This window comes from Rhodopseudomonas telluris (genome assembly GCF_042432815.1).
GTDB lineage: Bacteria > Pseudomonadota > Alphaproteobacteria > Rhizobiales > Xanthobacteraceae > Rhodopseudomonas > Rhodopseudomonas telluris.
The window spans coordinates 37924-58484 of the sequence record NZ_JBHLWM010000004.1; the positions used below are offsets into that span (position 1 = coordinate 37924).

A 20561-nucleotide genomic window follows, 5' to 3' on the forward strand; every position below is an offset into this window, starting at 1 on the left:
TCGTGGAACGCGCCGGAAACGACAATGCCCGGCACGTGGCCGGGCATTGAGTATTCGGAAGTCGCGAAGGTTCCTAAAGATCAGGCGACCGCCTGCTTGCTCTTCTCGGCGCGCTTGCGCTCGTTGGGGTCGAGCAGGCGCTTGCGCAGCCGGATCGACTTCGGCGTGATCTCGACCAGCTCGTCGTCCTCGATATAGGCCAGCGCCTTTTCCAGCGTCATGCGGATCGGCGGGGTCAGGCGGACCGCCTCGTCCTTCGAGGTGGTGCGGATGTTGGTGAGCTGCTTGCCCTTGAGCACGTTGATCTCGAGATCGTTGTCGCGGGTGTGCTCGCCGACGATCATGCCCTTGTAGACCTTCCAGCCCGGCTCGATCATCATCGGGCCGCGATCTTCCAGCTTGAACATCGCGTAGGCGACCGCCTCGCCCTGATCGTTGGAGATCAGGACGCCGTTGCGCCGGCCCTGGATCTCGCCGCGATACGGCAGGTAGTTGTGGAACAGCCGGTTCATGATGGCCGTACCCTTGGTGTCGGTCATCAGTTCGCCCTGGTAACCGATCAGGCCGCGGGTCGGCGCGTAGAACACCAGGCGCAGACGATTGCCGCCCGACGGCCGCATCTCGATCATCTCGGCCTTGCGCTCGCTCATCTTCTGCACGACGACGCCGGAGAATTCCTCGTCGACGTCGATCACGACTTCCTCGACCGGCTCGAGCAGCTGGCCGTTTTCGTCGCGGGTCAGAACGACGCGCGGACGCGACACCGACAGCTCGAAGCCTTCGCGGCGCATGTTCTCGATCAGGATCGCGAGCTGCAATTCGCCGCGGCCGGACACTTCCATCGCGTCCTTGTCGGCGGATTCGACGACGCGCAGCGCGACGTTGCCTTCGGCTTCGCGCATCAGGCGGTCGCGGATCAGGCGGCTGGTGACCTTGTCGCCTTCGGTGCCGGCGAGCGGCGAGTTGTTGACGATGAACGACATCGAGACGGTCGGCGGATCGATCGCCTGGGCCTGGATCGGGGTGTCGACCGCCGGATCGCAGAAGGTGTCGGCGACGGTGCCCTTGGTGAGGCCCGCGATTGCGACGATGTCGCCGGCTTCGGCGATGTCGAGCGGCACGCGCTCGAGGCCGCGGAACGCGAGGATCTTGGTGATGCGGCCCTGTTCGACCAGCTTGCCGTCACGCGACAGCACCTTGACGGCCTGGTTCGGCTTCAACGTGCCCGACGCGATGCGGCCGGTGATGATGCGGCCGAGGTAGGGGTTGGCTTCGAGGATGGTACCGAGCAGGCGGAACGGGCCGTCTTCCACCACCGGCGGGTGGACGTGCTTGAGCACGAGCTCGAACAGCGGCTTCATGCCTTCGCTCGAATCGCCGTCCGGCTTGTCCGACATCCAGCCGTTCTTGCCCGAGCCGTACAGGATCGGGAAGTCGAGCTGCTCGTCGGTGGCGTCGAGCGCTGCGAACAGGTCGAACACTTCGTTGACGACTTCGGTGACGCGCGCGTCGGAGCGGTCAACCTTGTTGATGGCGACGATCGGCTTGAGGCCGAGCTTCAGCGCCTTGCCGACCACGAACTTGGTCTGCGGCATCGGGCCTTCGGCGGCGTCGACCAGCACGATCACGCCGTCGACCATCGACAAGATGCGTTCGACCTCGCCGCCGAAATCGGCGTGGCCGGGGGTGTCGACGATGTTGATATGCGTCTCGCCCCACACCACCGAGGTGCACTTGGCCAGAATGGTGATACCGCGCTCGCGCTCGAGATCGTTCGAGTCCATCGCCCGTTCGACCTGGCGCTGGTTGTCGCGATAGGTGCCGGACTGCTGCAGCAGCTTGTCGACGAGGGTGGTCTTGCCGTGGTCGACGTGGGCGATAATGGCGATGTTACGGAGGTTCATGGGCTCTCTGTCGGGTCCTGCGGCCGGTTGCCAAGCATCAGCGCGATTGCAGGCACACCACGGGATGCGCCGGAGGCGCGCCGCAGTCTGCCGATGTCTGAAACGCGCGGGGCAATTCCAAAAAACAGGCCCGGCCAAATGAGGGCCGGGCACTTGCACGCGTTGCGACGCAATATACTCAAAAATCGCGAAAAATCAATGACGGTCGGGACTTTTATGATTTCTCGTGCGCCGTCCAAGGCTTGCGCGGCCCCTGCGGGCCATTCCCCGAGCGCTGATCGAGGTGCGCTCCAAAGGTATTGCCGCGCTGCTCTGCGTTGACCCGAAGTCCCGCTTTTCCTGACAGCTCCGGGGGCGACTCGTGGTGGGGACTTGCCGAAAAATACGTAACGTTATAACATTACATACCCTGGATTCCTCTCCTGAAGGCTTCCCATGATCGACCTTGTGCCGGACTCCGTTAAGTCCGAGCTCCCTCGCACGCGCGCACCCGCGCCACCGAAATCAATCTCAGCGCTCCTGCGGGCCCGCATGGGGATCGCGTCAGCGTCCGCGTTGACAGCCCGCCACGCCGCCCCCTACGGTAGCCGGCGACGGTTCCCGCAAGGGATCAATAGGGAATGCGGTGAGGGTTTTCAGGAATCCGAATCCGCGGCTGCCCCCGCAACTGTGAGCGGCGAGCCTTTCGCCAAGCGCCACTGGGCCAAAAGCCCGGGAAGGCGGCGAAAGGCAGCGACCCGCGAGCCAGGAGACCTGCCGTCGTTCGTGGTCACACGCGAGCACATCGGGCGGGGTGTCCTGATGGGTGTCGAGCTGCAGCGTCCAACGCTGCGGTCAGACCTCGTTCGCGGTGACGTGCCACGTTTGCCGCGAGCAAATTCATGACTCCCGTTCTCAACGCCGCCGGGCGTAACCGGCGCCTCCTGTCGTCCGTTGCCTTGATTTCCCTGATCTGGCCGGCTGCCGGCCATGCCCAGACCGCCACGCGCGGGCTCGATCCGATCGTGGTCGAAGGCCAGAGCGCCCAGCCGTCGAAGCCGCGCGCGGCCGCCAATGCCGGCTCATCGCGCCAGCGTCGCCCGGCCGCGCGTTCCGCCGCGGCACCGGCGCCGGCCCCCACACCAACGCAGGCGGCCACGGCCAGCACCGCCGCGGCGCCGACCTTCAATCTCGGCACCCCGGCCTCCAGTGCGAGCCGGCTCAATCTGACGCCGCTGCAGACGCCGGCCAGCGTCGAGATCATCACCGCCGACACCATCGCCGAGCGCGGCCAGCACAACGTGATCGATGCGGTGACGCAGAACGCGGCCGGCTTCACCGCGAGCCCCGCGCCCGGCAATGGCGGGCTCGCCTTCAACACCCGCGGCTTCACCGGCAACGGCACGGTGATGTCGCTGTACGACGGCACCCGGATGTATGTCGGCTCGGGCACCATGACGTTCCCGTTCGACACCTGGACGGCGCAGCGCATCGAAGTGCTGCGCGGCCCGGCCTCGGTGATGTACGGCGAGGGCGCGATCGGCGGCGCCATCAACGTGATCCCGAAGAAGCCGTCGTGGCTGCCGCGCAACGAGGCCGAGCTCTCGCTCGATACCAACCTGACGCGGCGGCTTGCAGTCGATTCGGCCGGCCCGATCAATCCGAACGTCAGCTACCGGCTCGCCGCGATCGGCAACATGTCGGACGGCTGGGTCGATCGTGACAAGACCTCGAACGTCGCGGTGTCCGGCTCGATCCGGGTGCAGGCGGCCGACAATCTCGCCTTCACGCTGAGCGAGGACTACGCCGACCGCAGCCCGTCGCGCTATTTCGGCACGCCGCTGGTGAACGGCCGGCTCGACGAGTCGCTGCGCTTCCAGAACTACAATGTCGGCGACGCGTCGATCCGCTATCGCGACAACTGGACCCAGCTCAAGACCGAATGGGACGTCGCCGAAGGCGTCTCGGTGAAGAACGTCACCTATTATCTCAGCACACACCGGCACTGGAAGGACGTCGAGAGCTACGCGTTCAATCCGGCGACGGGGCAGATCAACCGCAGCTCCTATATCGAGATCTTCCACGACCAGGAGCAGGTCGGCAACCGCTTCGACACCACGCTGCGCGGCCATCTGTTCGGCCTCGCCAACGAGTTCGTCGCCGGCTTCGACGTCAATCGCATCACCTTCACCCACACCAACAACTCGCCCTATGCGGGCACGTCCTCGGTCACGCCTTACAATTTCGATCCAGGCTATTTCCTGCCGGTGAGCCCGACGCGGCCGAGCTTCCATACGCAGACGATGCAGTACGGCCTGTTCGCCGAAAACCGTCTCAGCCTCACCGATCAGTTGGCGGTGGTCGGCGGCGTGCGATCGGACCATCCGACCGTCGAGCGCACCGACTTCCTGACGCCCTCCAACAGTTTCGAAAAGACTTACTCGGCTCCGAGCTGGCGGGCCGGTCTGGTGTACACGCCGATCAAGGATCTGGCATTCTACGGCCAGTATTCGACCGCGGTCGATCCGGTCACCAACCTGATCACCATGACGGGCGTCAACCGCGATTTCGCGCTGTCGACCGGCAAGCAGGTGGAGATCGGCGTCAAGCAGCAGCTCGCCGGTGGCCGCGCCGAATGGACGCTGGCGGCGTATCAGATCGTCAAGAACAACCTCTTGGCGCGCGACCCGCAAAATCCGGCCAACACCAACCCGCTGCAGATCGGCCAGCAATCCTCGCGCGGCATCGAGGCCTCGGCGGGTTTCAAGGTGACGGAGACGCTGCGGCTCGACGCCAATGTCGCGGTGCTGCGCGCCAAATACGACGACTTCGTCCAGGTCGTCGGCGGCAAGGCGGTGAACTATGCCGGCAACGTGCCGGCCAACGTGCCGCAAGTGGTCAGCAACATCTGGGCGACCTGGGCGTTCGCGCCGGGCTGGTCGGCCAACGCGGGCGTGCAACTCGTCGGTGATACCTGGGCCGACAATGCCAACACGCTGGTGCGGCCGGCCTACAATGTCGTCAACGCCGGGCTGATGTGGAAGCCGGACGCGCAGCAGACGTTTGCGCTGCGCGTCTACAATCTGTTCGACACGGTCTATGCGACCTCAGGCAACACCTCGCAGTGGTTGCTCGGCATGCCGCGCACTGCGGAGCTGTCGTATAACGTGAAGTTCTGACGATGCGCTCCGCCGTGCGGCGGCTGAAGCGGTGGCTGTATCTCGGCCACCGCTGGCTGGGTATCGCCAGCTGCGTGCTGTTCGCGATCTGGTTCGTCTCGGGCGTGGTGATGATGTACGTCGCCTTCCCGAGTCTGACGACGACCGAACGGCGCGCGGCGCTGCCCGATATCGCCTGGTCACGCGCCCTGCTGTCGCCCGACCAGGCGATGGCGGCGGCCGGGCTGTCGCGCTATCCGCGCGAGCTGCGGCTCGCGATGTTGGGCGACGAGCCGGTGTATCGGCTCGCCGGCTGGAAGGGGCCGCGGCAGACGATCTCGGCCGTGACCGGCCGGGCGATCACCGACGTCACGCCCGATCGGGCGCTCGCGGTGGCGCGGCATCATCCCGCCGCGGTGGCGCCGCGCCTGCTCGGCACGGTCGAGCGCGACCAATGGAGCGTGACGGCGCGGTTCGATCCGGACCGGCCGTTGTATCTGGTCGATCTCGGCGATGGGGCCGGCACCGAACTCTACGTGTCGTCGCGCAGCGGCGAAATCGTGCTCGACACCACGCGGCACGAGCGGGTCTGGAATTGGCTCGGCGCGATCCCGCACTGGATCTATCTGACCTTGCTGCGCCAGGACGCGCCGCTGTGGCGGCAGGTGGTGATGTGGATCTCCGGCATCTGCATGGGGACGGCGGTCAGCGGCATCTGGATCGGCTTGCTCCGCGCCGGCCTGCGCCGGCGCTACGCGTCCGGCCGCGTCACGCCGTATCGCGGCTGGATGGCCTGGCATCATGTCGGTGGCCTGGTCGCAGGCGTCGTGGTGCTGACCTGGATGTTCTCGGGCTGGCTATCGATGAATCCGTTCGGCTGGTTCGCCAGTCGCGGCGATCGCAGCGAAGCGCTGCAGCGCTATGCCGGTCACGATGCGCCGACCATCAAGGTGACCCTGCCGACGCGCGACCGGGCCGGCGTGGTCGAGGCCCGCTTTGTCTGGGTCGACGGCTCGGCGTTGATGTTGCTGGCGCATCGCGACGGATCGCAGACCACCGTCGATCCGCTCAGCGGCGCGGCGCGAACGCCGTCGGAAGACCGGTTGTTCGCGGCCGCCGCGCGGCTGCTGCCGGACGCGGCCATGACGCTGCAGCAGCGGCTGGAGCAACCGGACCTGTACTGGTACGCGCATCATCATACGCGCGTGCTGCCGGTGCTGCGCGCAGGCTTCGACGACGCGGCGCAGAGCTGGGTCTATGTCGATCCGGCCACCGGCGAGATCCTCGGCTGGAGCGACCGCAGCGCCCGGGTCCGCCGCTGGCTGTTCAACGCGCTGCACAGCTTCGACCTGCCGCCGCTGATCGCGCATCGGCCGGCGTGGGACGTCGTCGTGATCGTGTTGTCGCTGGCAGGGCTGCTGGTGTCGGCCAGCGGCATCGTGATCGGATGGCGCAGGCTCGTGCGCTGAGCCGGCGTCGTCCTACAGCGTTTCTGCTTGATGAGTTGCTGCGCGTGACACAACGAAAACCTCATGGTGAGGGAGGCGCGCAGCGCCGTCTCGAACCATGGGCCATCGGCACTCTGTGGCCCCATGCTTCGAGACGCCCGGCTTCGCCGGGCTTCTCGGGATGAGGGCTCAGTGCCGAAACGCCGGATTGTTGCAATTACTGGATGAACCGCTTTAGACGACCTGCGGCCGCGCCGGGCGGATCGGCGCGGGCGGTAGAGCGGCGAGCAGCATCTTGCGGTCGGCCACGGCGTTGTGGAACTGCTCCAGCGCGATGCTGAACGCGGTCAGCGCCGCGCTGTCGATCGCGCCGTTCTCGTAGCAGTTCAGCGCGTCGCGCAGGATGGCGTCGGCCTCGGTCTGCATCGCGTCGAGCTCGTCGCAGGAGTCGCAGCGGCGCGCGGTCGCCAGCATGTCGAGCAGCCGGTCGCGCTGCGAGACGTTGGTGTTGCGCTCGTCCTTACGCAGATAGCTGGCGAACCAGGCGCCGATCGAACCCGTTGCCGACAGGCCCATCAGCGAGAACCAGATCAGGTCGCTGTAGCGGTCGAGGAAGCTCTTCTCGTCGCCGTCCACATAGGCGGCGGCGCCGGGCTGCACCGGGATCACCGCATCCTTGTCGGTGTCCGGCGTCTCGATCTTGGCGGCCAGCGGGTTCTCGGTCATCACGGTCTGCCGCGCCGTGAACAGCTGCTGGGTGAACGTCGCGATCGTACTGTCGGGCACGCCGTCGCGCGCCACGATATAGTGCGAGAAGCTGATCGTCTTGACGTCGTCGCTCGGTCGCACCGGCGCGCCGCCGAAGGCGCCGGCCGGAATCGTCGCGGACTCGTAGGTTGGATGATTGGCCGCGAGAGCTTCGGATGAGTCGAGGCCGAGGAACACCGGCTCGCGGCCCGACGCCGCCGTCGCGGCCAGCGCCTCGCTGATCACCTTGCTGTTCAGCGGGCCGGCAGCCAGGAATGCGTCGACCTTGCGGTTCTGCACCGCGTCCGCGACGTCGCTGACCGCGAGCTGCACGCTTTCCACCTTGGCGGGATCGACGCCGTATTGCTGCAGGATCACCCGCAAAAGCCCGGCATTGGCCTCGGTGCGGCCGATCACGCCGACCCGCTTGCCGACCAACTGGGTGATTTCAGTGATGCCCGCCGCCGTCTTGCGCTTGCCGCCGGCGCGTCCGGGCGCCCATAGCACGGCGAGGTTCTTGTGCAGCACAGCCACCGAGCGGGCGTTGCGCGGCACCGGCAGGTCGCCGCGGATGACCGCCAGGTCGGCCCCGCCGGTCCGCAGCGTCGACGCGCTGGCCGCCGGGCCGTCGGTGACGACCGAGCGCATCCGTACGGTGTTGCGTTCGCGCGAGAACACCTGCGCCAGCGCCTGGATCAGACGGACATCGTCGCTGCCTTGCGGCCCGACCGCAATTTTCAACGTCGCCGGGCGCATCGCGAAGTAATAGGCGGCGCTGAGAGCGCCCACCAGCGCGAGAATCGCGGCCAGCGAAATCAGCGTCATTCTCCGGCGCACGGGGCGCGGAGCGGAGTGCAGCAAAGGGTCCACCGGCTCGGTCTCGTCCGTCGACCGGGCGAACAATCGCATGTGCTCCATCCCCGGTCAGACCCCCATATTAGCAGTTCCAATGCGGCTGGTGTCAGTTCCGTTCCGCGCGTCACCAGCGATATGGTGAACGGCGGCGCGGCCCATGCATTGGGCCTTGGATTTGTGGCGAACTCGGCACGGCCGGGCCGTGGCGGATAACGTTGGCGTGAGGAGCGGCGAGATGACGGAGCGATTGACGACGGCGGAGCGGCAGGCGGCGCTGCAAACGCTGGGCGGCTGGCGCGAGACCGAGGGGCGCGAGGCGATTTCCCGCACGTTCACCTTTCGGGATTTCAACGAAGCCTTCGGCTTCATGACGCGGGTCGCGCTCATCGCCGAGAAGAGCGATCACCATCCCGAATGGCGCAACGTGTACAAGACCGTCGAGGTTGTGCTGGCCACCCATGATGCGGGCGGCATCACCCGCCGCGATATTGCGCTCGCGGAGGCCATGAACGCGATCGCGGCGCAGCTCGGCGCCGCCTGAATGCGGCCGCTTGCGGGAGCCACGGCCAAACCCCACATTCTGCAGCGTTCAGGTGAATTCCGCGGGGGCGGAGGGACACGATGACGACGGAACATAGTGTGGGGTTCGAGCCGGCCGACAAGCTCGCGCAGGATCCAGAGACGCTACGCCGCCGGTTCTGGCACAAGATCAAGCGCGTCGCGGCGCATCTACCGTTCGCCGAGGATATTCTCGCGGCCTATTACTGCGCGTTCGACCGCCAGACGCCGCGGCATGTCCAGGTCGCGCTGCTCGGCGCGCTCGCGTATTTCGTGCTGCCGTTCGATTTCGTGCCCGATATCCTGCCGGTGCTCGGCTTCACCGATGACGCGGCGATCCTGGCGGCGGCGCTGCGCATGGTTGCCAGCAACATCACCCCCGCCCACCGCGAAGCGGCCCACGCCGCAATTCAGCGCGGCCTGCAGGACGAGGCCTGATCAGACGGACGGCGTCCGTCTTCACGTTCCGGCAGGTTCCATCATCCGTTCCGTCGCGCGCCTCGCCAGCGCGGCGCGCTGGGCGATCGCATCGCCTGTCAGCGGCGGCTCGGTGCCGAGCAGCGTCTGCAGCTGCGCGAACCCGATCAGTACCGAAAAGAACACGCTGATCAGCGTCGCGATGTCGTCGTGGCGGATGATGCCGCGCGCCGCGGCCTGATCGAAGAACCGCGTCACGGCCCGCATCACCGGCTGACGGCCGTGGACGTCGAGCTCCCGGGCTACGCTGGCGCCGCCACGCCCGGCTTCGGCGATCGCCAGGCGATACATCGCGGTGCGCTCCGGATGCAGGAATTCCGTCAGGAAGCCGCGGCCGAACAGCTCCAGCACGGCGAGAAACTGCGCGCGGTCCTGCGGCTCGGGTAGGTCCGGCGAGGGCTGCATCTTCTGGCTGCCGTAGCGGACCAGCGCCGTCAGGATATCCTGCTTGCTGGCGAAGAAGGCGTAGAGGGTCCGCTTCGAGGTCCGCGCGCGGCGCACGATCTCGGCCGTGGTGGCGGCGTCGAACCCCTTCTCGACGAACACGTCGAACGCCGCCTGCAGGATCGCGGCGCGCCGCGGATCTTCTGTTTTTTCGTTTTGCGTCAACGTCCTGGCTTCGTTCGCCGCAGGTTGCAAGAATCTGGTACCAAACGGTACCAACTGTGCTATAAGCACTGGTACCCGATGGTACCGATCGGCGGGGCCCGTTTCAACCCCACTGATCCGCGAGGAGCCGTCGGCCGCTACTTGGGCGAGGCGACGAGGCGACGAGGCGACGAGGCGACGAGGCGACGAGGCTGCGATGAAAACCTTTCTGACGGTGAAGCTCGTTTTGGCGCCGTTCGCGCTGTTCTGGGCGCTGCTGGCTATGCATCGGCCGGAAGCCGCGATCTGGAGCGGGCTGGCGCTCTCGCTGATCGGCAATCTGTGGCGAGCGCGGCGTCGTGAGTTGTTCGTGCTGGAAGCCGGAGGGTTGGTGCTGTTCGCCGGCCTCGCCGCGCTGCAGCTGATCGACGCCGAGATCGCTGCCGCCCATGCGTTGTGGCTGTCGTTCGCGGGTCTGTCGGCGATCAGTGTGCTCAGCCTGGCGGCACGGCGCCCTTGGACGGCCGATTACTCCCGCGCGGCGCATCCGGAGGCGGCCGCCACCCCGCAATTCTTCGTCGTGAATGCTGCGATCACCGCGCTGTGGGCGGTGCTGTTCGGGGCGATCGCGGCTTGTCGCTATATTGGCGCGCCGAGTGAAGTGATCACCGCGATCGTGACGGTCGGCGCGCTGATCTCGATCTTCGGTCCGAAGCTCGCGATCCGCCTCGTGCTGCAGCGGATGGCGGCGTCGCGGGAAAGCTATCGCTGGCCGGCGCCGTCCTTTGACGCCAAGGGCGAAGCCGATTGCGACGTTGCGGTGATCGGCGCCGGCATCGGCGGCCTGACCGCGGCGGCGCTGCTTGCCGATGCAGGGTTGAAGGTGCGGGTGTTCGAACAGCACGTCGTCCCCGGCGGTTACTGTCACAGCTATCTGCGCAAGGCCCATCACCTCGGCAAGCCGGTGCTGTATCGCTTCGACGCCGGTCCGCATGATTTCTCCGGTGTGCAGCCGGGCGGGCCGTTCAATCGCCTGCTGCAGCGGCTGGGCGTCGCCGACCGCATCGTCTGGGAGCGGGTGACGCAGAGCTTTCACACCGAAGCCGGGGCAATCGACGTGCCGCCGGACTGGCGCGATTATGTTCGCGCGCTCGGCGCGCGGTTTCCGGACAGTGCGGCCGGCATCGCGGCGCTGTTTGGTGAGATCAAGGCGATCCTCGACGACATGTTCGCGACCGGCGATGCCAATGGCGGCATTCCCGGTCCGCCGGCGACGCTCGACGAACTGCTGGCGTTTCCGCGGCAGCATCCGCATGCCTACAAATGGATGAACCGGCCGTTCGCCGAGCTGGTCGCCACGCATGTGCAGGACCCGGCGGCGCTCGCTTTCATCAACGGCCTGTCCGGTTATATCGGCGACGGCAGCGAGTCGTTCAGCTGCGCCCGCATGGTGCCGATCTTCGGCTATTACTTCCACGGTGGTTACTATCCGCGCGGCGGCTCGGGCGTGGTCGCCGATGCGCTGGTCGAGGCGATCGAAGCGCGCGGCGGCGAGGTGCGGCTGAAGACGGCGGTGAAGCAGATCCTGGTCGAGAACGACCGCGCGGTCGGCGTGGTGCTTGCCAATGGTGAAGCCGTTCGGGCGCGCGCCGTGGTGGCGAACGCGGATCTAAAGCGTACGTTGTTGGACCTGGTGCCGACTACGGTGCTGCCGCGCGATGTTCGCGCGTGGATGGCCGAAGCGGCGCCGGCGAATTCCTGCTTCAGCGTGCACCTCGGCGTCGATGTCGTGCCTGATCTCGGCCCTTCGACGCATCTGCACGCGCCGATGAAGCTCGGCATCGCGATGATGTCGAAGTGTGATCCCTCCGCCGCGCCGCCAGGCCATGCGATCCTGTCGCTGATCGCGCTGGTGCCGCACGCCGAGGCGCAGAGCTGGTTTCCCCCGGAGGGCGGCGGCAGCGACTATAAAGCGTGGCGGCAGTCGGAGGATTATCTGCGACGCAAGCGCGAGTTCGGCGACCGCATGATCGCCGCGGCCGAGAGGGTGATCCCGAACCTGTCGGACCACATCGTGTATCGCACCGATGCCAGCCCGGTGACCTACGCGCGCTACGACTGGGCGAGCGCCGGGTCGATCTACGGCATGTCCACGGCCGGCCAGCTCAAGGGCTCGAAGACGCCGCTGCGCAATCTGGTGATCGCCGGCGGCGGCAATATCGGTGCCGGTATTGAGGCGGTAGTGATCTCGGGCGCGCATGCGGCCGAGGCGCTGGTGCCCGGACTGCTGGCGCGGGCGAAGGTCGATGTCGGCACTCCCGCCGTCGCGGCGAGGCGAGAACTGACGCCGGCGTGAGCCCGCGTCTTGTCGTTCGTTCGTAGGAACCGGAGGGTGGGCAAGGCGAACCGTGCCCACCCTCTTCAGCCTTGACTGACGATCACTCGGGGCGCGGGCGCTGCGCGTCTTCGCCCATCCTCCTGATCGGTCCTGGTTAGTTACTCAGGGATGCAGAATGACCTTGCCCATCGCCTGACGGCCGGCGAGGACTTTGAGCGCGTCGGCGGTCTGCGCCAGCGGGAAGGTGCGGTCGACGTGCGAGGAGATCTTGCCCTCGGCGGCCCACTTCACCAGCTTCTCGAGATTGGCGCGGTTCTTCTCCGGATTGATCCGCGTCCACGCACCCCAGAACACGCCGCGAATGTCGCAGCCCTTCAGCAGCGCGAGGTTGAGCGGCATCTTCGGAATGTCGCCGGCCGCAAAGCCGATCACCAGGAAGCGGCCTTCCCAGGCGATCGAGCGCAGCGCCGCTTCGGCGTAGCTGCCGCCGACCGGATCGAACACGATGTCGACGCCCTTGCCACCGGTGAGTTTCTTCAGGCCTTCCTTGAGGTCTTCCTTCGCGTAGTTCAGCGTCAGCTCGGCGCCGTGCTGCTTGGCGAATTCCAGCTTCTCGTCCGACGACGCGCAGGCGATCACCTTGAGGCCCATCAGCTTGCCGAGTTCGCAGGCGGCGAGGCCGGTGCCGCCGGCGGCGCCGAGCACCGCGAGCGCCTCACCCGGCTTCGGGCTGGCGCGATCTTCCAGCGCATGTAGCGCGGTGCCGTAGATGATGAAGATGCCGGCGGCGCGGTCGTAGTCGAGATTGTCGGGGATCTTGACGATCGCCGCGGCCGGCAGCGCGATCTTCTCGCGCGCGCCGTTGTGGCCGCAGGACGCGGCGACGCGATCGCCGGGCTTTAGATCGGTAACGCCTTCGCCGACGCTCTCGATCACGCCCGCGACCTCGGCGCCCGGCGAGAACGGAAACGGCGGCTTGATCTGGTACTTGCCCTGGATCATCAGGATGTCGAAGAAATTCAACGCCGCCGCCTTGATGGCGATCACCGCTTCGCCGGGGCCCGCGACCGGATCAGGAACCTCGGCATAGTCGAGTTCGTCGGGACCGCAATATTGGGAGCAGAGAATTGCCTTCATGTATCCACCCGGGTGCGAGGTTTGTGTTTGTCGGTCGTTCTTGCCGGATTTGGCGGCGACGGACAATCGGATTCGGGCCGCGCCATTTGCGGTGCTGTCATTGCCGGGCTTGACCCGGCAATCCATCCGGTTTCGAAGATGATGGATGCCCGGATCAAGTCCGGGCATGACAACATCGAGTGCGACGAAGTCCGCACGAATTCCGCAAAGCGGTTTATCAGGGAGGCGCTCGATGTTCGAAGAAGGTCTGCTCGCCGGCAAACGCATTCTGATCACCGGTGGTGGCTCGGGGCTCGGCGCCGCGATGGCGCGGCGGTTCGCAGCGCTCGGCGCATCGCTGGTGCTGTGCGGGCGGCGCGAGCAGATGCTGCAGGACGTCGCCGCAGAGCTGCGCGCGCGCGGCACCGATGTGACGACGCATCGCTGCGACGTCCGCGATGCCGACGCGGTCGAGGCGATGCTCGATGCGATCTGGCGCGAGGCGCCGCTCGACGTGCTGGTCAACAACGCGGCCGCGACCTTCATCGCCCAGACCGAGCATCTGTCCGCGCGCGCCGCCGATGCGATTCTGGCGCCGACGCTGCACGGCGCGCTGTACTGCACCCTCGGCGCCGGTCGCCGCTGGATCGACGTGGAACGGCCCGGCGTAGTGCTCAGCATTCTGTCCACCTCGACCATCACCGGCCGCGCCTTCACGGTGCCGTCCGCGATGGCGAAGTCGGCGCTGCTGGCGATGACCAAGAGCCTCGCGGTGGAATGGGGGCCGAAGCGCATCCGCACGGTGGCGATCGCGCCCGGCGCGTTTCCGACGCCCGGCGCTTCCGCGCAGTTGCAGCCGCAGGGGCGGAGTGCCGATCCGGCCTCGCGCGCACCCGTCGGCCGTGTCGGCAGCCACGACGAGCTTGCCGATCTCGCCAGCTTCCTGATCTCGGATCGCGCTGGCTTCATCACCGGCGAGATGGTCGTGCAGGACGGCGGCGCGCATCTGCGCTCGTCCGGCGCCGAGGATCTGCTCGCCTGGAGCGACGCCGACTGGTCCGCGCATCGCGCCGCCCGCGTGAAGTCCTGAAGGTACGGCAGCGACCCGCGAGAGGCGCAAAACCGCGGCAAAGCGGCGGTTCGGCGGCTTTTCCGAATCGTCCGGCCCGGCTATTCCGGATGGTGTGAACAGCCCCTGGCCGCAAGCCATTTTGCAGTCACAATGATAAGGGACCAGACTTGCCCATGAACCTGAGGCGAATGCTGATTGCCGCGATGGCGGGACTGGTGGGCTGCGGCGCGACAAGCGTTGCGATGGCGGCTCCTGCGTCCAAGGGAAAGTCGTCGACCTCCGAGGCCCGGCCCGCGGCCACCGGCAGCGTCGTCGGGGCCGAGCCGACCCTGATCGGGCAGTTCGGCACCTGGGGCGCCTACATGGCGGCGCCCAACGGCAAGAAGGTCTGCTTCGTGCTCGCCAAGCCGTCGTCGTCCAAGACCACGCCTGCGGGCCGGCCACGCGACCCGGCCTATGCGTTCATCTCGACCCGTCCGGCCGAGAAGGTGGTCAACGAAGTCTCGGTGATGATCGGCTATCCGCTGAAGCCGGGCTCGGAATCCACCATGGAAGTCGGCGGCGCGTCGTTCGCGATGTACACCCAGGGCGACGGCATCTGGATCAAGAATGCCGCCGAGGAAGACCGGTTGGTCGAGGCGCTGCGCAAGGCGCCGGAAGTCACCGTGAAGGGCGTTTCCGCCAAGGGAACCGCGACCACCGACGTGTTTTCGCTGAAGGGGCTTGCCCAGGCGCTCGACAAAGTCGCGCAGAACTGCGGCGGCTGAGGCTGCCCGATCGGCTTCTGCTGCGATTCGCGGCTTTGCAGAACGGTCGAAAACGCTTATCTGACAGATGATTTTGAGACGCGGATGCCCCGCGTCGGTACCTCATGGTGCGGAGCCCGCGTGAGCGGGCTTCTCGATACCCTGAGAGTGTGACCGACCTCATCCTTTGAGACGCGGCCTTCGGCCGCTCCTCGGGCTGAGGATGCTGTGCTTGTTGCGGGCCGACCGGCCCGCCTGAACCGGACCGCCATGACCCTCGCCGCCGCGCCGCTCGAAAAGACCCCGCTCGAAACCTACGTGCCGCCGGCGAAGCCCTCGCTGGTCGGGCTGTCGCGGGCCGAGATCGCCGACAAGCTCGGCAGCATCGGCGTCGCACCGCCGCAGCGCAAGATGCGGGCGCAGCAGCTCTGGCACTGGATGTATGTCCGCGGCGCCAAGGATTTCGCGGAGATGACCAACGTCTCCAAGGACATGCGTGCGCAGCTCGCCGAGCATTTCACCGTCGATCGTCCCGAAGTGGTCGCCGAGCAGATCTCCGCCGACGGCACCCGCAAATGGCTGCTACGGCTGCCGAGCGGCGACGACTTACAGAAGGCCCACGAGGTCGAGTGCGTCTACATCCCGGAGACCGACCGCGGCACGCTGTGCGTCTCGAGCCAGGTCGGCTGCACGCTGAACTGCTCGTTCTGTCACACCGGCACCCAGCGGCTGGTGCGCAACCTCACGCCCGGCGAGATCGTCGGTCAGGTGATGGTGGCGCGCGACCGGCTCAATGATTGGGTCGATCGCGAAACGCCGAACGGCAACCGCCTCGTCACCAACATCGTGATGATGGGAATGGGCGAGCCCTTGTACAATTTCGACGCGGTGCGCGACGCGCTGCTGATCGTCACCGACAACGAGGGCATCGGCATTTCGCGGCGGCGGGTGACGCTGTCCACCTCGGGTGTGGTGCCGAACATCAAGCGCACCGGCGACGAAATCGGCGTGATGCTGGCGATCTCGCTACATGCGGTCCGCGACGAGCTCCGCGACGAACTGGTGCCGCTGAACCGCAAATATCCGCTGAAGGAACTGCTGCAGGCGTGCCGCGACTATCCGGGCGCCTCCAACGCGCGCCGCATCACCTTCGAATACGTGATGCTGAAGGGCGTTAACGACTCGCTCGACGATGCGCGGCGGCTGGTGCAACTGCTCAAGGGCATTCCGGCCAAGATCAATCTGATCCCGTTCAACCCGTGGCCCGGCTCGAAATACGAGTGCTCGGACTGGGACCAGATCGAGAAGTTCTCGGAATACGTCTTCAACGCCGGCTATTCGTCCCCGGTCCGCACCCCGCGCGGCCGCGATATTCTGGCGGCGTGCGGGCAGCTGAAGTCCGAGACGGAGAAGCTGTCGGTCCGCGAGCGCGATGCGCTGCGCGCGATGGCGATGACGGACTGATGGGCGGCTTTGCCTCATCCCCGGCCGTCGTGCGCGGGCTTGACCCGCGCATCCATCTCCTTCGAATTCGAAGAGGATGGATTGCCGGGTCAAGCCCGGCAATGACGCTGGTTGTTTGGCGTTGGCGGCAACTAATAACCGCCGTCATGGCCGGGCTCGTCCCGGCCATCCACGTTTTGCCGACACGCGAAGGTGCATCATGTCCCTGATCGGCCATCTGTTTGCGATCGCGTTCGGTTTCCTGTTCGCGAGCATCGCCGCGGGAGTCATCGTGGTCGGGGCGATGCTGTTTCCCGAGATCAGCGCCGTCACCGACGCGCCGCTCGATCAGGACACGATGAACATCGTGCTCGGCTTCGGCTTCATCTTCGTGTCCGGCTTCGCGCTGGTGCCGGCCCTGATCGTGGTGCTGGTCACCGAGGCGTTTTCGATCCGCAGCGCGCTGGCCTATGCGATCGGCGGCGGGCTGGTCGGGGTCGGCTGCTATCTCGGGCTGGTGCCGTTCGATCCGGCGACGCTGCATTTCGACGGCATCGTCCGGCGGCATCTCGAAATCATGACCGGCGCCGGCATCGTCGGCGGCCTGGTGTACTGGCTGATCGCGGGCCGCAATGCCGGGCTGTGGCGCGATCCGCCGCGTTCGCGCGCGCCGCTGCAGGCGCCCCCCGGGCGCTCCCAATCTGCGCCCTCGCAGCCGACGCCGCCGGCCGCGCCGCCCCCTGCAGCGTAGCGTCGCGCCGGCTTTTCATCCCCCACCGCCTCGGCTAAACCCCCGCCATGAACCGGACCGGACTTTTCATCGCGCTGGCGTTGTTCGCCGTGATCGGCCTGCTGTTCGGGCTCTATCCGGAGCTCGACATGCAGCTGGCGGCGCTGTTCTACGATCCCGCCACCAAGCGCTTCCCGATGAGCTCGGTCGGCCTCGCGGCGTTCTCGCGCGATGCCGCGATGTGGATCGCCTGGGCGTTCGCGGCGCCGTCGCTGGTCGCCTTCGTGGTCAAGATGGTGCGGCCCGACAGGCCGCTGCTGGTCAAGGGCCGCACCATGGCGTTCCTGCTGATCAGCATCATTCTGGCGGCCGGGATCCTCACCAATCTGACCTTCAAGACCCATTGGGGCCGGCCGCGCCCGGCCGCGGTCGCCGAATTCAACGGCCCGTGGCCATTCAAGGCGTGGTGGGATCCGCGCGGCGCCTGCCCGAAGAACTGCTCGTTCTTCTCCGGCGAGGGCGCCACCGCCTACTGGACCTTCGCGCCCGCGGCGCTGACGCCGCCCTCGGTCCGGCCCTATGCGTATGCGGCCGCCTTCGTGTTCGGCACCGTCACCAGCGGCCTGCGCATGGCGTTCGGCGGGCACTTTTTCACCGACGTGGCGATCGCCGGGCTGGTCACCTTCCTGGTGATCTGGCTGCTCTATGCCCTGATTTACCGCTGGGCCTGGAGCCGGACCAGCGATGCGGCGATCGATGCAGCCCTGACGCGCGCATTCTGGCCGCTGTACCGTTGGCGGCAAAAGCGCCGCGGCCACGACGTCGGCCCCGCGCCGGCCGTCTAGACCGCGATACCAGCGATTAAACGCGTGCCCGGCGGCACGAAGTTTGGTATGCGCGCAGCCGAAACCCGCCTCTGTCGATTGGAAGCTCCATGACCACCATCCTGAAAAGCCTGCCCAAAGGCGAAAACGTCGGTATCGCGTTCTCGGGCGGGCTCGACACCAGCGCGGCGCTGCTGTGGATGAAGCAGAAGGGCGCCAAGGTGTTCGCCTATACGGCAAACCTGGGGCAGCCCGACGAGGCCGATTACGACGCGATCCCCCGCAAGGCGATGGAGTTCGGCGCCGAGAAGGCCCGCCTGGTCGACTGCCGCACCCAGCTCGTCCACGAGGGCATCGCGGCGATCCAGGCCGGCGCGTTCCATGTCTCGACCGGCGGCATCGCTTACTTCAACACGACCCCGCTCGGCCGCGCCGTCACCGGCACCATGCTGGTATCGGCGATGCAGGAAGACGGCGTCAACATCTGGGGCGACGGCTCGACCTACAAGGGCAACGACATCGAGCGGTTCTATCGTTACGGGCTGCTGACCAATCCGTCGCTACGCATCTACAAGCCGTGGCTCGATCAGCAGTTCATCGACGAACTCGGCGGCCGCGCCGAGATGTCGGCGTTCATGACCGCCAACGGCTTCGCCTACAAGATGAGCGCCGAGAAGGCGTACTCGACCGACAGCAATCTGCTCGGCGCGACGCACGAGGCCAAGGATCTCGAGCAACTCGATTCCGGCATCAAGATCGTCAACCCGATCATGGGCGTGCCGTTCTGGCGCGAGGATTGCGCCGTGAAGGCGGAAGCGGTCACGGTGCGATTCGAGGAAGGCCAGCCGGTCGCGCTCAACGGCAAGACCTTCAGCGACGCGGTAGCGCTGTTCTACGAAGCGAATGCGATCGGCGGCCGCCACGGCCTCGGCATGAGCGATCAGATCGAGAACCGCATCATCGAGGCCAAGAGCCGCGGCATCTACGAGGCGCCCGGCATGGCGCTGCTGCACATCGCCTATGAGCGGCTGGTCACCGGCATCCACAACGAAGACACCATCGAGCAGTATCGCATCAACGGCATGAAGCTCGGCCGCTTGTTGTATCAGGGCCGCTGGTTCGACTCGCAGGCGCTGATGCTGCGCGAGACCGCGCAGCGCTGGGTCGCGCGCGCCATCACCGGCGAGGTCACGCTGGAGCTGCGCCGCGGCAACGACTACTCGCTGGTCAACACGCAGAGCCCGAACCTGACCTACGCGCCGGAGCGGCTCAGCATGGAGAAGGTCGAGGACGCGCCGTTCACGCCGGCCGATCGCATCGGCCAACTCACCATGCGCAACCTCGACATCGCCGACACCCGCACCAAGCTCGGCCTCTACGCCAAGAGCGGTCTGCTGTTGGCCGGCGAAGGCACGCACATTCCGAAGCTGGAAAGCGATAAGGGCTGACGCCCCACGACGTCATTCCGGGGCGTTCGCGCAGCGAGCGAACCCGGAATCTCGCAATTGTTGAACGACAGACAGTGCCCCGACCATCGGGATCCCGGGTTCGTACGAGCTGACGCTCGCGCGCCCCGGAACGACGGTTGTCGGAGAAGCACGCGGTCGAGCGGCTCGGCCCCGCGGCGCAGACGCCGCGTACTAAAAACTGCCTATCGCGTTCCGCACCAGCCTTCGCGATGCCCGCCGCCGTAAGCCCGCGCGTAGCCGCCCTCGAGTAACGCCGCCGAGACGTTCGGCGAGCGCTTCGTGGCGACGTCTGCGACGACGCGGCCTTCGTATTTGTCGGGGCCGATGTTGTAGATCGCGACTTCACCCTGGCGCAGCAGATTGCGCAACGCGTCCTTGGCGGCTTCGGCGAGTTGCAGTTCCTTGGCGCATTGCGCCTTCAGCTCCGGCGCGTCGATGCCGCGCAGCCGCACGCGGGTGACGAGGTCGTGCCCGGGCAGCATATGGACGCGCGCCTCGAAGGTGTCGCCGTCGATCGTGTAAAGCACGTCGACCGGATGCCGGATGGTCGGATTGCCCGCCCGCCGCCACACTGCTTCGGCGTCTTGCGGATTGGCCTGAGAGATCGGCGGCCTGGTCCACGGCCAATGGATCCAGTGCCGCGCCGGCAGCATCGTCCCGGCCGCGATGCCGAGCACGAAAACCCAGGGCAGGATCGACGACATCCGTCCGCGCCATGGCAGGCGCGCGATCGGGACGCGATTCGGGCGGGGACGGAAGGACATGGTTCGACGTTAGCGCGAGTCGGGCCGCGCAAGCAGCGAACCGCAATCATCGATTGCAGAAATTGCGTGCCGGCAAATTCGTTGGGAGGTGTTGCGACGGCCGCGCCACTCGGCCGTTCAGAAATCCGACGCGATGCCCTTCACTTCCCAGTCGCCAAAGCGGGTCGGCTCGGGGCCTTTCGGACCCTGGAACTCCTTGGCGCGGGCTTCGGCGTGGCGGGCGGCTTCGACGCGACGGGCTTCGGCTTCCGCCAGCGCGCGCTTGGCCGCCTCCGGCAATTCCTTGCGCGGAGCTTCGGCAGCGGCGGGCGGGGTTTTCGGGTCTGCGTCGGTCATGGCTCGGCC

17 protein-coding genes and 1 riboswitch are annotated in these 20561 nt (G+C 66.8%); of the genes, 11 read left to right on the plus strand and 6 right to left on the minus strand.

Annotation, left to right across the window (positions count from 1 at the left end; all coding sequences use genetic code 11):
* Positions 1-80: 80 nt before the first annotated feature.
* Positions 81-1904 carry a translational GTPase TypA gene (gene typA / locus ACFFJ6_RS10110; RefSeq protein WP_378387145.1) on the minus strand — a complete coding sequence of 608 codons (1824 nt, stop codon included), beginning with the start codon at positions 1902-1904 and terminating at the stop codon, positions 81-83.
* A 577-nt stretch (positions 1905-2481) separates the two neighbouring features.
* Positions 2482-2679, plus strand: a riboswitch (cobalamin riboswitch).
* A gap of 106 nt (positions 2680-2785) precedes the next feature.
* On the opposite strand from typA, the gene ACFFJ6_RS10115 reads away from it, so the two are divergent.
* Positions 2786-5062 (plus strand): TonB-dependent receptor, encoded by a 2277-nt coding sequence (locus ACFFJ6_RS10115; RefSeq protein ID WP_378387147.1) that lies wholly within the window; start codon positions 2786-2788, stop codon positions 5060-5062.
* Between the two features lie 2 nt (positions 5063-5064).
* Positions 5065-6510, plus strand: coding sequence for a PepSY domain-containing protein (locus tag ACFFJ6_RS10120; protein WP_378387149.1), 1446 nt, complete (start codon positions 5065-5067; stop codon positions 6508-6510).
* A 213-nt stretch (positions 6511-6723) separates the two neighbouring features.
* Here the strand turns inward: ACFFJ6_RS10120 and ACFFJ6_RS10125 are convergent, their stop codons facing one another.
* Positions 6724-8154: a TAXI family TRAP transporter solute-binding subunit gene (locus ACFFJ6_RS10125; protein WP_378387151.1), complete on the minus strand. Its 1431-nt coding sequence runs from the start codon at positions 8152-8154 to the stop codon at positions 6724-6726.
* A 172-nt stretch (positions 8155-8326) separates the two neighbouring features.
* Between ACFFJ6_RS10125 and ACFFJ6_RS10130 the strand changes: the two genes are divergently transcribed.
* Positions 8327-8632: a 4a-hydroxytetrahydrobiopterin dehydratase gene (locus tag ACFFJ6_RS10130; RefSeq protein WP_378387714.1), complete on the plus strand. Its 306-nt coding sequence runs from the start codon at positions 8327-8329 to the stop codon at positions 8630-8632.
* Positions 8633-8712: 80 nt separating this feature from the next.
* Positions 8713-9087, plus strand: a complete 375-nt coding sequence (locus ACFFJ6_RS10135; protein ID WP_378387153.1) for a YkvA family protein — start codon at positions 8713-8715, stop codon at positions 9085-9087.
* A 21-nt stretch (positions 9088-9108) separates the two neighbouring features.
* Here ACFFJ6_RS10135 and ACFFJ6_RS10140 read toward each other — a convergent pair whose 3' ends face one another.
* A complete protein-coding gene (locus ACFFJ6_RS10140) occupies positions 9109-9735 on the minus strand; it encodes a TetR/AcrR family transcriptional regulator (protein ID WP_378387155.1) in 627 nt (208 codons plus the stop codon).
* A 196-nt stretch (positions 9736-9931) separates the two neighbouring features.
* Between ACFFJ6_RS10140 and ACFFJ6_RS10145 the strand changes: the two genes are divergently transcribed.
* Positions 9932-12070: an FAD-dependent oxidoreductase gene (locus ACFFJ6_RS10145; RefSeq protein ID WP_378387157.1), complete on the plus strand. Its 2139-nt coding sequence runs from the start codon at positions 9932-9934 to the stop codon at positions 12068-12070.
* A gap of 144 nt (positions 12071-12214) precedes the next feature.
* Here ACFFJ6_RS10145 and ACFFJ6_RS10150 read toward each other — a convergent pair whose 3' ends face one another.
* Positions 12215-13189 carry an NADPH:quinone oxidoreductase family protein gene (locus ACFFJ6_RS10150; protein WP_378387159.1) on the minus strand — a complete coding sequence of 325 codons (975 nt, stop codon included), beginning with the start codon at positions 13187-13189 and terminating at the stop codon, positions 12215-12217.
* A 232-nt stretch (positions 13190-13421) separates the two neighbouring features.
* Between ACFFJ6_RS10150 and ACFFJ6_RS10155 the strand changes: the two genes are divergently transcribed.
* From ACFFJ6_RS10155 to argG, 6 genes are all read left to right on the plus strand, one after another.
* Complete coding sequence (locus tag ACFFJ6_RS10155; protein ID WP_378387161.1) at positions 13422-14258, plus strand: SDR family oxidoreductase; 837 nt, start codon at positions 13422-13424, stop codon at positions 14256-14258.
* 155 nt (positions 14259-14413) lie between these two features.
* Positions 14414-15007, plus strand: coding sequence for an invasion associated locus B family protein (locus ACFFJ6_RS10160; protein WP_378387163.1), 594 nt, complete (start codon positions 14414-14416; stop codon positions 15005-15007).
* Between the two features lie 249 nt (positions 15008-15256).
* Positions 15257-16450, plus strand: a complete 1194-nt coding sequence (rlmN, locus tag ACFFJ6_RS10165) for a dual-specificity RNA methyltransferase RlmN (RefSeq protein ID WP_378387165.1) — start codon at positions 15257-15259, stop codon at positions 16448-16450.
* 199 nt (positions 16451-16649) lie between these two features.
* Complete coding sequence (locus tag ACFFJ6_RS10170; RefSeq protein ID WP_378387167.1) at positions 16650-17180, plus strand: hypothetical protein; 531 nt, start codon at positions 16650-16652, stop codon at positions 17178-17180.
* 47 nt (positions 17181-17227) lie between these two features.
* The gene (locus ACFFJ6_RS10175) at positions 17228-18004 is read left to right on the plus strand and encodes a phosphatase PAP2 family protein (protein WP_378387169.1); all 777 of its coding nucleotides are present in this window, start codon (positions 17228-17230) and stop codon (positions 18002-18004) included.
* 89 nt (positions 18005-18093) lie between these two features.
* The gene (argG, locus tag ACFFJ6_RS10180; protein WP_378387171.1) at positions 18094-19431 is read left to right on the plus strand and encodes an argininosuccinate synthase; all 1338 of its coding nucleotides are present in this window, start codon (positions 18094-18096) and stop codon (positions 19429-19431) included.
* Between the two features lie 203 nt (positions 19432-19634).
* Here argG and ACFFJ6_RS10185 read toward each other — a convergent pair whose 3' ends face one another.
* Together ACFFJ6_RS10185 and ACFFJ6_RS10190 are read right to left on the minus strand one after the other, a co-directional pair.
* On the minus strand, positions 19635-20216 hold the full coding sequence (locus ACFFJ6_RS10185; RefSeq protein ID WP_378387173.1) for a thermonuclease family protein: 582 nt from the start codon (positions 20214-20216) through the stop codon (positions 19635-19637).
* Positions 20217-20333: 117 nt separating this feature from the next.
* Positions 20334-20552: a DUF1674 domain-containing protein gene (locus tag ACFFJ6_RS10190; protein ID WP_378387175.1), complete on the minus strand. Its 219-nt coding sequence runs from the start codon at positions 20550-20552 to the stop codon at positions 20334-20336.
* Positions 20553-20561 lie beyond the last annotated feature (9 nt).